The sequence below is a fragment of the Acinetobacter sp. NIPH 298 genome (assembly GCF_000369505.1).
In the GTDB taxonomy this organism is placed as follows: domain Bacteria; phylum Pseudomonadota; class Gammaproteobacteria; order Pseudomonadales; family Moraxellaceae; genus Acinetobacter.
Genome location: NZ_KB850055.1, coordinates 1,818,069 through 1,833,447, shown reverse-complemented (window position 1 = coordinate 1,833,447; position 15,379 = coordinate 1,818,069). Strand labels below are relative to the sequence as shown.

13 protein-coding genes are annotated in these 15,379 nt (G+C 40.5%); 9 read left to right on the top strand and 4 right to left on the bottom strand.

Features of this window, described 5'->3' with window-relative positions; translation table 11 throughout:
* The 7 genes from F903_RS13495 to blp2 all read left to right on the top strand — a co-directional run bounded on the left by F903_RS13495 (window position 1) and on the right by blp2 (window position 10,298).
* Window positions 1-1,533 carry a pyridoxal phosphate-dependent decarboxylase family protein gene (locus F903_RS13495; protein ID WP_005197787.1) on the top strand — a complete coding sequence of 511 codons (1,533 nt, stop codon included), beginning with the start codon at window positions 1-3 and terminating at the stop codon, window positions 1,531-1,533.
* A 283-nt stretch (window positions 1,534-1,816) separates the two neighbouring features.
* Entirely contained in the window at window positions 1,817-2,848 is a 1,032-nt protein-coding gene (locus tag F903_RS13490; protein ID WP_005197779.1) for a substrate-binding domain-containing protein, read from the top strand.
* 104 nt (window positions 2,849-2,952) lie between these two features.
* Entirely contained in the window at window positions 2,953-4,332 is a 1,380-nt protein-coding gene (gene pstC, locus F903_RS13485; protein WP_005197777.1) for a phosphate ABC transporter permease subunit PstC, read from the top strand.
* Window positions 4,329-5,726: a phosphate ABC transporter permease PstA gene (pstA, locus tag F903_RS13480; RefSeq protein WP_005197776.1), complete on the top strand. Its 1,398-nt coding sequence runs from the start codon at window positions 4,329-4,331 to the stop codon at window positions 5,724-5,726. Before pstC ends, pstA begins: the two co-directional genes overlap by 4 nt.
* 14 nt (window positions 5,727-5,740) lie before the next feature.
* On the top strand, window positions 5,741-6,652 hold the full coding sequence (pstB, locus tag F903_RS13475; protein WP_034595073.1) for a phosphate ABC transporter ATP-binding protein PstB: 912 nt from the start codon (window positions 5,741-5,743) through the stop codon (window positions 6,650-6,652).
* 179 nt (window positions 6,653-6,831) lie between these two features.
* Entirely contained in the window at window positions 6,832-7,794 is a 963-nt protein-coding gene (sohB, locus tag F903_RS13470) for a protease SohB (RefSeq protein WP_004670451.1), read from the top strand.
* A gap of 326 nt (window positions 7,795-8,120) precedes the next feature.
* Window positions 8,121-10,298 carry an Ig-like repeat protein Blp2 gene (gene blp2, locus F903_RS13465; RefSeq protein WP_005197774.1) on the top strand — a complete coding sequence of 726 codons (2,178 nt, stop codon included), beginning with the start codon at window positions 8,121-8,123 and terminating at the stop codon, window positions 10,296-10,298.
* A gap of 27 nt (window positions 10,299-10,325) precedes the next feature.
* Here blp2 and F903_RS13460 read toward each other — a convergent pair whose 3' ends face one another.
* Both F903_RS13460 and F903_RS13455 read right to left on the bottom strand, forming a co-directional pair.
* Window positions 10,326-10,964, bottom strand: a complete 639-nt coding sequence (locus F903_RS13460) for a DUF2238 domain-containing protein (RefSeq protein WP_005197773.1) — start codon at window positions 10,962-10,964, stop codon at window positions 10,326-10,328.
* A 38-nt stretch (window positions 10,965-11,002) separates the two neighbouring features.
* A complete protein-coding gene (locus F903_RS13455) occupies window positions 11,003-11,353 on the bottom strand; it encodes a hypothetical protein (protein WP_005197771.1) in 351 nt (116 codons plus the stop codon).
* A gap of 260 nt (window positions 11,354-11,613) precedes the next feature.
* Here F903_RS13455 and F903_RS13450 point away from each other — a divergent pair, with 260 nt between their 5' ends.
* Window positions 11,614-12,018, top strand: coding sequence for a hypothetical protein (locus tag F903_RS13450; RefSeq protein WP_171065242.1), 405 nt, complete (start codon window positions 11,614-11,616; stop codon window positions 12,016-12,018).
* Here the strand turns inward: F903_RS13450 and rsmD are convergent.
* Window positions 12,015-12,566 carry a 16S rRNA (guanine(966)-N(2))-methyltransferase RsmD gene (rsmD, locus tag F903_RS13445; RefSeq protein ID WP_005197768.1) on the bottom strand — a complete coding sequence of 184 codons (552 nt, stop codon included), beginning with the start codon at window positions 12,564-12,566 and terminating at the stop codon, window positions 12,015-12,017. The two genes, F903_RS13450 and rsmD, sit on opposite strands and share 4 nt — an antisense overlap.
* Window positions 12,566-14,614, bottom strand: coding sequence for a penicillin-binding protein 2 (gene mrdA / locus F903_RS13440; RefSeq protein WP_005197767.1), 2,049 nt, complete (start codon window positions 14,612-14,614; stop codon window positions 12,566-12,568). The genes rsmD and mrdA overlap by 1 nt, the downstream gene beginning before the upstream one ends.
* Window positions 14,615-14,853: 239 nt before the next feature.
* Between mrdA and F903_RS13435 the strand changes: the two genes are divergently transcribed.
* Window positions 14,854-15,372, top strand: a complete 519-nt coding sequence (locus F903_RS13435) for a hypothetical protein (protein ID WP_004670458.1) — start codon at window positions 14,854-14,856, stop codon at window positions 15,370-15,372.
* Window positions 15,373-15,379 lie beyond the last annotated feature (7 nt).

Here is a 15,379-nt window from a genome sequence, read left to right as displayed (position 1 = left end):
ATGGTTGATTTTGCAGAACATCGTAAAGCGTTACTCTGCAATGATGCTCAATCCATTGCTGACTATCAGTCAGCAATGGGCGAAGCGGTCGAAGCCGTTTCAGCATGGTTGCAAAGCGACAAAATGTACACAGGCGGAAGCATTAAAGATTTGCGTGCCGCAATTTCTTTTAATCCATCTAAAGAAGGGTTAGGTGTACAACAATCATTACAACGTATGATTGAGCTTTTTCTGAATAAAAGCTTAAAAGTACATCATCCGCATTCATTAGCACACTTACACTGTCCAACTATGGTGACAAGCCAAATTGCGGAAGTGTTGATCAATGCGACCAACCAATCGATGGATTCATGGGATCAAAGCCCTGCTGGTTCATTGATGGAAGTGCAGTTGATTGATTGGCTTCGTCAAAAAGTTGGTTATGGTGCAGGTCAAGCAGGCGTGTTCACTTCTGGTGGTACACAGTCGAACTTGATGGGTGTCTTGCTTGCGCGTGACTGGTGTATCTCAAAAAACTGGAAAGACGAAAATGGCAAGCCATGGTCTGTTCAGCGTGATGGTATTCCAGCCGATGCAATGAAAAACGTCAAAGTGATTTGTTCTGAAAATGCACACTTTTCAGTGCAAAAGAACATGGCGATGATGGGCATGGGTTTCCAATCTGTTGTCACTGTTCCTGTGAATGAAAATGCACAGATGGATGTTGATGCGCTTGAAAAAACTATGGCGCATCTTCAATCTGAAGGTAAAATTGTCGCGTGTGTTGTTGCTACAGCAGGTACAACCGATGCAGGTGCAATTGATCCACTCAAGAAAATCCGTGAAATTACCACCAAATATGGTACATGGATGCATATTGATGCAGCTTGGGGTGGTGCACTGTTACTTTCGAATGACCATCGTGCAATGCTTGACGGTATCGAATTATCAGACTCAATCACGCTTGATTTCCATAAGCATTATTTCCAAAGCATTAGCTGTGGTGCTTTCTTATTGAAAGACGAAGCAAACTATCGCTTTATGCATTATGAAGCAGAATATCTAAACTCTGCTTATGATGAAGAACATGGCGTACCGAACCTTGTGTCTAAATCATTACAAACGACGCGCCGTTTCGATGCGTTGAAATTGTGGATGACGGTTGAAGCATTGGGTGAAGAACTTTATGGTTCGATGATCGATCATGGTGTGAAATTGACGCGTGAGGTTGCTGACTATATTAAAGCGACCAATGGTCTTGAATTGTTGATTGAACCTCAATTTGCTTCAGTGCTGTTCCGTGTTGTGCCTGAAGGCTATCCTGCTGAATTCATCGATAGCTTAAACCAAAACGTCGCAGATGAATTATTTGCACGTGGTGAGGCGAATATTGGTGTGACGAAGGTTGGTCAAGTTCAATCATTGAAAATGACGACTTTAAGCCCAGTGGCAACGCTTGAGAACGTACAGAACTTGCTTTCATTGGTATTGATCGAGGCTGATCGTATTAAAGATGCGATTGTTGCAGGAACGTATGTTTCAGCGCTCGATTAATCATTGAATCGGTTGAAAAAGGCACAGATATCTGTGCCTTTTTCGTTTTTGGAGGTGAGGGGCGATTGAAGTTGCCAAATTCGGGGTGCATTGCATTGTGATAAAAAATAGCTAAACTAGAAAAAACTGCAAATAATTTACAACTAAAATTGATCATCATCAAAGCGTCATAAAGCTGTAACTTTATTGTCATATTATCTATTCAAAATGCAGTTAACCAAAGTGCAACACTTAAATCCAAAAAGAGTTGTAATTCAAATTGCATAAATGAGAGAGAAATAGAATGCGCTTAAATCCACGTCAAATCGCACTTGCTATAACATTAACTGGGGTAGCTGCGGCATCCACTGCACATGCAGCTCGTGATACTATTCAGATCGCTGGTTCTTCAACTGTGCTGCCATTTTCAAGTATTGCAGCGGAAGAGTTTGGTAATACGTTCCCACAGTTCAAAACTCCTGTTGTCGGTTCTGGCGGTTCTTCAGGTGGTTTGAAACAATTCTGTCAAGGTGTTGGCGACAACACGATTGATATCGCAAACTCTTCACGTCCGATGCGCAGCAACGAACTTCCAGCTTGTGCAAAAGCTGGTGTGAATAAGATTCATGAAATCAAAATTGGTTATGATGGTATTGTTTTTGCCTCAAACATCAACAAAGCTGAGTTCAAATTAAAGCCATATCATGTCTTCACTGCGATTGCAGCTGAGTTACCATCGAATGGCAAAATGGTTCCAAACCCGTATACACATTGGAATCAAATCGATAAAACACTTCCAAATGAGCCGATTACTTTGGTCATCCCTGGTTCAAACCATGGTACGCGTGAAGTGTTCCAAGAAAAAATGGTTGATGCAGGCTGTAACGCTTACGAACAGATTAAAAACTTAGATAAAGATGCGCACAAGAAAGCATGTACGACTTTCCGTCAAGGCGGACGTGTGATCGAAATCGCGGGTGATTATACTGAAACATTGGCTCGTTTAAAAACTTCTCCAAGTGCGGTAGGTGTTTTTGGTTTGAGTTTCTATGATCAAAACCGTGACAAATTACGTGTAGCAAAAGTAAACAATATCGTACCAACAGAAGCTGCGATTTTAAGTGGTAAATATCCTGTATCACGCCCTTTATTCTTCTATGTGAAAGGCGAACATTTACAATCAGTGAAAGGTTTACCGCAGTTTGTTGAATTTTTCTTAAACAAGAAGACTTCAGGTAAAGGTTCAAAACTAGAGCGAGCTGGTTTAATTCCTTTGTCTGATGCTGAACGCGCAAAAATTCTTGCCGACTTTAAAGCTGGTAAAGTATTTAAGTAATATTGGTGTTAATAGAGGCTGATGGTGAGGGGAATTTACCATCGGCCTTTTTGTCAAACTAGGTTTTTTCAAATGATTAGAATTGGAAAAACGGTGGAGATCACATGAATCTGCTACTCATAGGTGTGTTATTAGCCCTCATGGCAATTGCATATCAAATCGGGCTGAGCAAAAGCCGTAACCTAGCAGGTAAAGGAAATAACTCAGTCACACTACATTCACGCCCTGGTTATTATGGTGCGTTGGTTGCTTTGTGGTGTGGTATTCCTGCTTTTTTAATTTTGATCACATGGAACTTGATTGAACCGAGTATTTTACAACATATTATTCTCAATCATATTCCTGCATCTGTCAGTGATTCTTTAGATCCTGCTAGTCGAGATGTATTGATTAACCGCGTTCAGGCAATTGCATCTGGTTTTGGTGTGACTGGTGAGCCTGTTGCCTATGAAGTTGCCGCAGCACAGCAACTGGCTAGATTTGAAGCGATTGGCACTTTTGCAAAAATAGCGGTGGTCATTAGTGTCGCGCTGGGTGGTTTGATTTGGGCCAAAAAACATATAAGCGAACAGTATCGCGCGCGTAATCAAGTAGAGCGTGCGATTAATGTCGCACTGATCTTATGTTCGGGTGTTGCCATCCTCACCACTATCGGTATCGTGATGTCGATGTTTGGTGAAGCACTCAACTTCTTTAAATTCGTAAGCCCTTTCGATTTCTTCTTCGGTACTGTATGGCAGCCTGGATTTAGTCAAGTTGGTCAAGTATCAGGCAGTTACGGACTATTACCATTATTGTGGGGTACATTAATGGTGAGTGCAATTGCACTCTTAGTCGCAGTACCCGTTGGTTTAATGATCGCGATTTATCTGGCTGAATATGCTTCTCCACGCTTACGTTCTTGGGCGAAACCAACGATTGAAGTTCTCGCAGGTATTCCGACCATTGTGTACGGTGTATTTGCGATGATGATTATTGGTCCATTTATTAAGATGGCAGGCGCAAGCGTCGGTCTTAATATTAATGCCACCAGCGCACTGACAGCTGGTCTGGTCATGGGGATCATGATTATTCCGTTTGTGTCTTCTTTATCGGATGACATTATTACCCAAGTACCTCGTACGCTACGTGATGGTTCATTAGGTTTGGGAGCGACCAAATCAGAAACGATTCGTCGCGTGATTATTCCTGCTGCTTTGCCGGGTATCATCGGTGCATTTCTATTAGCGGCTTCTCGTGCCATCGGCGAAACCATGATTGTGGTACTTGCCGCAGGGAATAGCCCAGTTTTACATGCGAATCCATTTGAAGCGGTTTCTACGGTCACGATGACTATTGTTACTCAGTTAACAGGTGACTCAGATTTTTCTAGTCCGCAAGCTTTAGTGGCTTTTGCATTAGGCTTAACGTTGTTTGTTATTACTTTAGGTTTAAACATTGTCGCATTGTACATTGTGCGTAAATATCGTGAGCAATACGAATGAGTTCATCAAATACATCTTCTCCTGTGGATCAAAATGTATTTGATCCGCAAACGGCGCAAGAGTTACGTGCACAACGTAAAGAAAGAATCGAAAAGTCGCTTGGCAAACGCCATCGTAAAGAAAAGGCATTTCGCTTCTTTGGATTTTCTGCTGTTGTGCTTGGTTTGGCCTTTGTCGCGCTGTTATTTACGAGTATTTTAGCAAAGGGTTTACCTGCATTTTGGCAAGCCAGCATGACAGTGCCTGTTTATTTTGATCCAGCCATCATTGATGTTGGACCAAAACCAAAACAGCTTGCGGGCGAAGCTCCTGTTGACTATCAAGAGCGCTATGTTGCTTGGCAAACTGAAATGGGGATGGTTGACTGGGATGCGTTGATTATCAATGGTCTGGTCGCAAAAGATCCGTCTTTAGCAGATAAACAAGATGATTTGAGCAGATTATATACCAGCTCTGAGTCGTATCGTTTACGTGATATGGTTTTCGCAGATCCATCCTTGATCGGTAAAAAACAGGAAATCGAATTTCTTGCTGATGCCAATATTGATGTTTGGTTAGCAGGTAATATCGATCGATCTTTGCCAGATGAACAACAACAATTGAGCCCAGAAGTTCGTCAGATTGCAGATGAACTTAAAGAAAAAGGGATCATTGCTAGTACGTTTAACTTCAACTTATTTACCAATCCTGATTCTCGTAGCTCTTTGGCATCAAGTGGTTTAGCTGGTGCTTTCATGGGCTCGCTGTTTATGATGTTGATTGTGATCTTTATTTCGATTCCAATCGGTGTTGCGAGTGCGATTTATCTGGAAGAGTTTGCTAAACAAAATTGGTTGACGGATATTATTGAAGTCAATATTAATAACTTGGCTGCTGTACCTTCAATTGTTTTTGGTTTATTGGGTGCTTCGATTTTTATCGGTTGGTTCCATTTACCGATTTCAGCACCTTTGGTCGGTGGTTTAGTTCTGAGTTTGATGACATTGCCTACTGTGATTATTACCACACGTGCATCATTAAAAGCAGTGCCACCTTCGATCCGCCAAGCAGCTTTAGGGCTGGGCGCATCTAAAGTTCAAACTGTATTTCACCATGTTTTACCATTAGCTTTACCGGGTATTTTAACAGGTGCAATTATTGGAGTTGCTCAAGCATTAGGCGAAACAGCACCGCTCTTGCTTATTGGTATGAGTGCCTTCGTGGCAAGTGTACCTGCTTCGCCATTAGATCAATCTACGGCATTACCAGTACAAATTTTCTTATGGCAAGGTAATGAGTTGCGTAATTTCTTTGAAGGGCGAACTGCGGCAGCAATTATTGTATTGCTTGCATTAATGATCGGTTTAAACAGCCTTGCAATTTGGTTACGTAAGAAATTTGAAGTACGTTGGTAATCGGAGATAACATGATGAATACTATAGATACCACGAACTCCTTAGAAAAGGATAAATCAGTGAACCCACAGCAAACTCAATTTACATCGTCTGAACGACCTGCACAGCAAGGTACCGCTTTCGTCGCACAATTTGAAACATCGGCCCATACAAAAAAATTGCAGCATGGTGATGTGAAGATCAGTACGCAAGATGTTCATGTTTATTATGGTGAAACTGAAGCGATCAAAGGCATTAATCTTGATATTTACCAAAATGAAGTGATTGCATTTATTGGACCGTCAGGTTGTGGTAAATCAACTTTTCTACGTACCTTGAACCGTATGAACGATACGATTGATATCTGTCGTGTAACGGGTAAAGTCACTTTAGATGAACAAGATATTTACGATCCTAATCTTGATGTTGTGTTGTTACGTGCACAGGTAGGTATGGTGTTCCAAAAGCCGAATCCATTTCCAAAGTCGATTTTTGAAAATGTCGCTTATGGACCAAAATTACATGGGCTTGCACGCAATAAATATGATTTAGAAGAAATTGTAGAAAATAGCTTACGTAAAGCAGGGCTATGGGACGAAGTGAAAGACCGTTTAGCTCAACCGGGTACGGGGTTATCGGGTGGTCAGCAACAACGTTTGTGTATTGCACGTACGATTGCAGTCAGTCCAGAAGTGATTCTGATGGATGAACCATGTTCTGCGCTTGATCCGATTGCAACAGCAAAAATCGAAGAGCTTATTTCCGAGCTTTCAGAGCAATATACCATTGCAATCGTAACGCACTCAATGCAACAAGCGGCGCGTGTTTCTGATCGAACAGCTTATTTCCATTTAGGTGATTTAATTGAAGTGAATTCGACTGAAAAAGTCTTTACTCAACCTGATCATCAGCTGACTGAAGCCTATATTACGGGGCGTTTCGGTTAATTATTTTCCGCACGAACGCTCTAAAAAACACCCTTCATGTCGGACCAAGCGTCTGGCTGGTTGGGTGTTTTTTTTGTTATATCGATGAAAATGAATCTATTTTGCAAAATCGCTATTGAATTTTTATTGAACAGGCCACATCTTAGAGCAATAAAGCCGAACTAAAGAGCACTTATTTTATGTTATTCCATTTACCTAAATTTCCTGCTGAAATTCGTATCAGTCATTTAAATGCGCGTGTAAATGAACAAAGAAAAAAGATTACGCAAACCACCGCATCTCGTTTGGAATTATTACAGCTTGTTCAACAACTCGCTAAAGAAGCAAAAGTTCGTAAAAAGAATGATCGAAAAATTTATGTCCTCGATTTTAAAGGGGACATCCAAGCTTCGGCAGTAGATTCGATTCGTGAAGAAATTACCTTGATATTGGCCACAGCCAAAGCGGGTCAGGATCGTGTCGTAGTACGTTTGGAGAGTCCTGGTGGGATGGTGCATGGCTATGGCTTGGCAGCTGCACAGTTGGTACGGTTACGTGATGCAGGTTTTCATGTCACCATCTGTGTCGATAAAGTCGCTGCAAGCGGTGGTTATATGATGGCATGTATTGCCAATGAAATTATCTCAGCACCATTTGCAGTGGTTGGCTCAATCGGCGTAGTCGCGCAGGTACCAAATTTCAATCGTTTACTAAAACATAATAATGTTGATTTTGAATTGTATACGGCTGGGCAGTACAAACGTACTGTAACCATGTTTGGAGAAAATACAGCGGAAGGCAAAGCCAAGTTTGAAGAAGAGTTACAGCAAACGCATGTCTTATTTAAACACTTTATTGAAAAATATCGTCCACAACTCGATGTTGAAAAAGTTGCGACAGGCGAACATTGGTATGGTGAAGATGCACGTGAATTAAACTTGGTCGACAAGTTACAGACTTCTGATGAATATTTGCTTGGCTTACTTTCACAGCACGATGTCTACGTGATCAATACGCGTAAACGTCCAACTTTGGGTGAAAAACTCGGTCTGCAAGCTGCGCAAATGGCTGAGAGTTTGATTCCGACGGTAATGAATAAAATTACTGATAGTTTAGTTAAAGCGAACAGTACATTGGTTCAAATGCGTGATCCTAAATTCTAATTAAATTTACAATAGACTTTTTCGTACATCCTTTTGCTACTCCAGTTAGGAGAAATACAAAGAGGGGTAAATAATGATGAAAAGGTCTATCGATTCTTTAAAAGAAAGCCAGTCTATATGACTGGCTTCTTTATTTGTTGGTGGTTATTTTCATCATTTCTGACAGGAGTTTTGAACAAATGGTTGGTTAAATAAAATTGACAAAACTTCTGTCGGCAAAGATTGTCCTTATCGTGATCATTTGATATTTTAATTGCTAGATTAATAACTTAATTATTCATTAATCGACAAGTGTTTAAAAATATAATTGATCAGTGAGTATAATAATGACAAAGGTTGTCGTTTCTTCAAAAAAAAATTTAATGACTTTACAAGATGCGCAAATGCAAGATGTGATTCTTAATCAACCTTCTATTGTTCAGATTGGTGTAACTCAAGCAGATATTAAATCCATGATGAAACAAGGTGATGACCTTGTCATTACACTCAACAGCGGAGAAAAAATTGTTATCAGTGGTTTTTATAATGATGTAAATGTCACTGAACATACCTTAGCACTCGTCAAAGAGGACGGTACTTATGAGGTTGCTCAATTTGATGATTCTGGAAAATTTATTCGTTATGTCCCAACAACGCAGTTAACTCAATTTGCATATACGGAAGTCCCTGCACAAACGCCCATGGGACAGGATGGAATAGATGATAGTGGGATCAGCAAATCACAATTGATGAAAGCGGGTCTGGTGGCACTAGCCGCGGAAGGAGTTTATTTATGGGCAGTGAAAGATGACGATGACAAAGATAAAAATAAATATAATAAATCACCAGACATTACCCCCCCAGCCACACCAACCGCAGCTTTATCTAGCGACACCCAAACCATCACAGGAAAAACCGAAGCAAAAGCGAAAATTCTGATTCGTGATCTGACTGGCAAAGTGATCGCTACGGGTCAGGCCGATGATCAAGGGAATTATACCATTAAGCTCGATCAACCTTTGGTCGATGGCAATAAGGTTAGCGTTGTTGCAGTAGATCGAGCGGGAAATGTTTCACAAGGTGTGATTGTCACGGGAAGCAAAGATACAATTGCTCCAGATGCACCCATTGCACAATTAAATGCAGATGGAACAATTGTGACGGGGAAAACAGAAGCCAATGCCAAAGTATCTATTTTTGATGCTAATGGAAATCTTTTAGGTACGGTGAAAGCCAATAAAGAGGGGCTATATTCGATTCAAGTATCACCGCCATTAACCAGTGACAAAGGCGGAACGGTCGTCGCTGAGGATGCGGCTGGTAATAAGTCGGAACCTTCAAAGGTGGTTGCGGGCAAAGATACGGTTGCACCTGAGCAACCTTTGATCGAGGTGAATAAAGAAGGTACTTCTATCCACGGAAAAGCTGAGGCTAATGCCAAGGTCATTATTAAAGATGCGGCTGGGAATGTGATTGGCAGTGGTACGGTTGATGCACAAGGTAAATTTGAGGTGAATATTTCTCCTGCACTAGCTTCAGGCGAAAAAGGTTCAATTATTATTGAAGATGCGGCAGGGAACCAATCTAAGCCTGTGGAAATTAGTGCAGGAAAAGACACAATTGCACCCGATAAAGCCTCAGTACAAATCACCGCTGATGGAGACTCGATTTCTGGAACAGCTGAAGCCAATGCCAAAATAGAAATTAGAAGTGCGGATGGAAAAATTATTGGTACGGGTACAGTGGGAGCTGATGGGAAATTCACTATTGCTGTATCGCCAGCTTTAACTGATAAAAATATCGGTAAGGTTTATGTGATTGATGCAGCAGGAAATCGTTCTGTTGAAACAAATGTGGTGGGAAATAAAGATACTATTGCGCCAAATAAGCCAATCTTAGAAAAGGTCATGGATGATGTTGGAGATGTAAAAGGCGCAATTTCAGCAGGTGGCAGCACCGATGATGCCAAACCTGTTTTATCTGGAAGAGGCGAAGCAAAAGCTGTTTTAACCCTTTATGATAATGGTCAACCAATTGGAACCGTTACTGTCGGAAATGATGGAAAATGGAGTTTCGAAATCAGCCAAGATCTTACTTTAGGGGCACATAAGATCACCCTCACGCAAACGGATGCCGCAGGTAATACCAGTGAAGTGAGTGATTCATTTAATTTTACTGTGGTTGCACCGACGACAACCAATACCATTGCATACAGTGAAAATTTTGAATCAGACCTAATAGAGATGTCTCTGGTAGAACCCATTGATTTAGCGGCTTTGGAAAGCGATTCGATCGTAACTTTTGATGAACCGCCAGAGCTTGAAAACATGCTAATAGATGATTTACTGCTCTCATCAGATTCTTCTGATCACCAAGTTGATGATGTACTCAATCAGTTTGTAGGGACAGAATCAACTGCTGCCGTCACGACTCAAGTGGCATATTCAACACAGGTCGAATATGCCCAAGTAGTGAAATCTGATCCTTTTGAACAGTTAGAAGTAGTGCAACATTCAATCGTTTAATAGGCGAAATCGTGTCAATTTAAACTCTTATTTTCGAATAGGAGTTTTTTCTTTATAGAGTTGAATTATTCCGATGAGAATCGCACCTATCGTTGCCAAGAACATGTCTTTGTGTGCATCCCACATATCACCTTGTTGACCATTATAGTTTTCAGCATCTTCAGGAGATAAACCCAACGAAAGTCCCCATTCCAGTAGCTCATAAAGCATACTCGAAGCCATGACAAATTGAATGACCAATAGGAACAGTGTAAAAGGCTTTGCAGTTGGGAACCACACTTGAAAGCAACGATAGAAAAAAGGATAGAGTAATACCCCATAGGCAAAATGCACTAGTCGATCATACATATTGCGTGACCAACCCATGGTTTGATTTAAGTCGAAATTAAATAATTTTAAGATCCATTCATTATAAGGAACATAGGAATAGAGGTAATGTGCCGCAACGATATGAATGAAAAGAAAAAGTAGATATAAACAAAAACTGACAAAGCTGATGCCGATCCTTTTTATGCTCAGGATCAGTACGATCAGCATCAAAACCGTACCTGCCTGATGGAGCAGGTATGATTCAAATTCGAGTGGATCAATACTGGCAACGACTACAGCCAATATAAGCATAGCAAGTGCAATGTAGTGCTTCAAACTTAGATGTTTTTCGATCATGCGATTTCCAAAAATAAGCCAAGCACATCTGTTTTTCTTTACTCAGCAGAACCTAAAGTAATCTGTTGCTTTGTGGATGATACTCCGCCAAGTGCCTGACAAGCTTGTTTATAAAGTTGATATTTTTGTTCTACAACCTCATCCAAAGGAATGTTAAAAAGATCTTCACCATTTTTATATTGGTCTATGTAAGTTGACACTTTTTCTTTATTTACTGCAAGGGTTTGTTGATGAAAGTTGGTGATGGATGAGGTGGCGAGTTGGCTCGTTTCAATATTATTACATTGAAAATTTTGCAAAATTTTTTCGGCACGTTTTATTTCATTCGATTGTCCAAAGACACAACCAGTTAAGCTTAAGGTGACAATAGACAAGAAAAAAAGCTTCATGAGAGATAATGTGAAATTTAAGAGTTGGCATTATTGTATAAAATATTGATTTTATATATTAATTATTTATGTCTAACATAATAAAATTTATCTTTTTTTGCTGTGCATATCTAATTGAACAAAAATTAAATAGGTTGGATTTAAAAAATGGAACTATTCTTCTAAAATGACTGTGTATCAAGCATAAAAAATATTCAATTGATTGATAAAAAATGATTTTTAGCGGTATGCTAAAGAGGGGCATCATTACACATCTTGTTATGCATATTAAGCACATTCTCTTATTCAGTTTTTTGATGGTTCTCTCTGTTGGAACTTATGCGAATGACTATGATTTTTTTGCAGAGATAAACGATGATGCTGAACACATGTTTGATTCAGCCTACCCACAGAGACAGGCTGATTACTCCGTTTTGCATAATCAATTTTTTCAAGATGAACGTTGGCGTGTATATAACTATACGGCTTATCAAACCAATCAGTTTAATCAAAAAATGTTAACAGGCGATACTACCAATTTGTCCTTGGACGATTTCTCAATTTCACTGGGTTATGGCATCGTTTATCAACTCAATCAAAGCAATCGTATTGGCTATGAATATCTATCCAGTTTCCCTTATGATCGTGGACAATTGATTCGGTTCTTTTGGCTAAGTATTTTTTAGCTTATTTTTTGATATAAAGCTGCTCGAACCAGACCTGCTTTGGTTTCTTTAACTTTTTGCCATGTAGCTGGAAGTTTGAGTTGAGATAAATCTCGATCAGCTTCAACATAAATATAAGCTTTTTCTACGATCAATGGATCAGCCAGTTCAGCCAGTTCTTGCCATAGATCAAGACTATAAGGTGGATCGAGAAAGACCACATCAAATGATGAAGTGCTTAATTTCTTTAAAGCCTGTTGTGCTGTTGATACGATCAATTTGCAGTTTTGGGCTTTTAACAGTTGGATATTTTCTTTTAAAAAATTGGCTTGAGTTGTATTCGGTTCGATCATGACCACTTTTGCGGCGCCACGTGACAGGGCTTCAAAAGCAAGTGCACCTGATCCTGTGCATAAATCCAAGACCTGTGTATTTTGAATATCCCACATCAACCAGTTGAATAAAGTTTCACGAACCCGATCGGGTGTAGGTCGTAAACCTTCAATATTAGCAAATGGGAGTGTTCGACGTTTCCACTCTCCACCAATAATACGCAATTGATTTTTCATTATTCAGTTGCTCCTTCACTTGCTTGAGCAGGAGTTGTTGTCGCTGTGCTATTCGTTACGATTGGAGGATTATTGGTCGGTGCTGCGTCTGTCGTTGCCGTTGTATTTTGTTGGATGCTTTCGATCGTTCCGTTACCACTTGGTAACTCACCTGGTTTAATACCAGCGGTCATGAGACCACCGCTAACTTGATGGTTGGCTGGACGCAATGGATCAGTTTTACGCTTTACCAGCCAATAATCAAAAATTGGACGGGCAATTTGTGTGGCTGCACCGCCACTTCGACCGTTTTCCCAAACCACAGCAATGGCAATTTCAGGATTTTCAGCAGGCGCAAAACCAACGAATAGACCATGATCGCGCTGACGTTCAGAAAGTGCCGCTTCGTTATAGCGCTTGCCTTGCGCAATACTTTTAACTTGGGCTGTCCCTGTTTTACCCGCAATAGAATATTGTAGACCGCTTTTGATGCCTCGACCTGTACCTGATTGAATGACATCGACCATTGCCTCACGCATTTTGATCCAATCATCGAGTGTTCCATTAAATTTAATTTGTCCGTCTGGGGCATTGTGGACATCAAATTTTTTGGTACCTTTGGTTTCACGTAATACATGAGGAGTGACGTGAGCACCTTGATTTGCTGTAATGGCAGTTGCCATTGCTAACTGTAAAGGTGTTGAGGTAAAAGCACCTTGTCCAATACTCACGGAAATCGTCTCACCTTTTAACCATTTGGCATTTCGAGTGCGCATTTTCCATGCAGGACTTGGGTACAAGCCCGTGCTTTCACTTGGCAAATCAATTCCAGTCTTTTCACCAAAACCGAATTGGCGCATCCAGTCATTCATTTTTTCAATGCCCATGCGATAAGACAGTACATAAAAATAGGTATCGCATGAAACAATTTGTGCTTTGTGCATATTGACGAGACCATGACCACTCTTTTTGTGGTCACGGAAGCGGTGACTATCACCCGGTAGTGAGAAATAGCCCGGATCAGAAATCGCTGTATTCCAATCCACCAAGCCATAGTGGATACCACCTAAACCAAACATCGGTTTAATGGTTGACCCTGGAGGGTACACTCCTTGGACAGCACGGTTAAATAGGGGTTGATCCAGATTGTCGCGCAGCTCGCCATAATCTTTGAAACTAATTCCAGTTACGAATAAGTTTGGATTGAAACTTGGACTAGACACCAACGCTAAAATTTCACCTGTACGTGGGTCCATCGCCACAATTGCACCACGACGTCCTGCGAGTTGCTCTGATGCAATGGTTTGTAAGCCATAGTCCAGTGACAAATATAAATCATTACCGCGAGTGGGATCTTTGCGGCCTAGATTGCGCAGTACATTGCCGTGAGCATCAGCTTCAACTGACTCGTATCCGGGGAAACCATGTAACAGTTCTTCATAGCTTTTTTCCACCCCAATTTTGCCAATGAGGTTGGTACCCGCATATAAGTCTTTATCAATCGCTTTGAGTTCTTTATCGTTAATACGACCTACATAGCCGATTACATGCGCAAATAACTCACCAAATGGATAATAGCGGGTCATTTGTGTTTCTATTTTTACGCCGGGAAATGCATATCTAACTTCACTAAACTTGGCAATATCTGCTTCGGTTAGATTAAGTTTGATGGTGATTCGCTCAGTCTTTCGTGCTGTTTTTACACGACTTTTAAATCGGTCAACGTCTTCTTGTGTGAGATTTAGGATTGGTACTAAGCGCTCAATGCTATCGTCAATATCACTGACATCAGCACGACTGAGCGTGGCTGTAAATACAGGATAATTGTCTGCTAACAGGATACCATTGCGGTCATAAATATAACCACGAGCAGGCGGAAGCGGTTGCAAGCGAATTCTGTTCTTATCTGAGGCCGTTGTAAAATCATCGTAATGAACAATCTGTAAATATGCATAACGACAAATCAGTAAAAGTAAAAAAGTCGCAACCAGAAACATTGCAAACAAAATTCGACCCTTATAAATGCGCTTTTCTTGTTGCATGTTTTTTAAAAGAAAGTGCTGTTTCATAGGGTGTCGACTTAATTATACGATTGAGGGGTGGATTGGCTAAATATTTTAACGTAAGTTGCATGATCTTACTGTAGAATTTTCAACACTTCATGCAAATGATGACGCGACAGTTTTTGACTTTGCAGACATTAAAATTGTACGGTCTTGTATATTAGAAGCAAAATAATTCTGTTAAAGTCACAAACTGTTTGAAATGGAAAGACCAATATACACTCTTAGGGAAAATGGAGAAAATAATGAGAAAAATTTATCTTTTACTCGCGGTTTTAGCATCCAATGGTTTAGCGCATGCTGGAGAGAAAGCATATCTTCCCGAAGCAAAATTGACAGGGGCAAACGTTTCAACGTGGAATGTTGGGGCTGGTTTTACCAAAAAATTATTACATGCCAATCTTGAGTGGGTAAATCCTTATGGGATCGCCTATGCCAAAGCGGGTGTTTTTTTAAATGATGAAAATCCAGCAGGGGGACAAGTCGGATTTCGCTATCCGTATCATCTTACTGGCACAGATAAAAATGGTTATTACATCGGTGCGTATGCCGGCCATATAGAAAGTAAACAAATTGATGGTGAAGAAAAAGCGCGTTTAGGCGCAGGTGTCGATCTTGCGTACGTGTGGCTAAATTCAGAACGCATCAGTACCTTTAGTGTGGGAATTGGAGCGGGTGAAAAACTCAAAAATGATCGTGGAAACGTGATTGAGAAAACTGAACCAACGCTGCAATTTTCATATTCGTTAAGTTTTGGTTTATAGGAGTGAA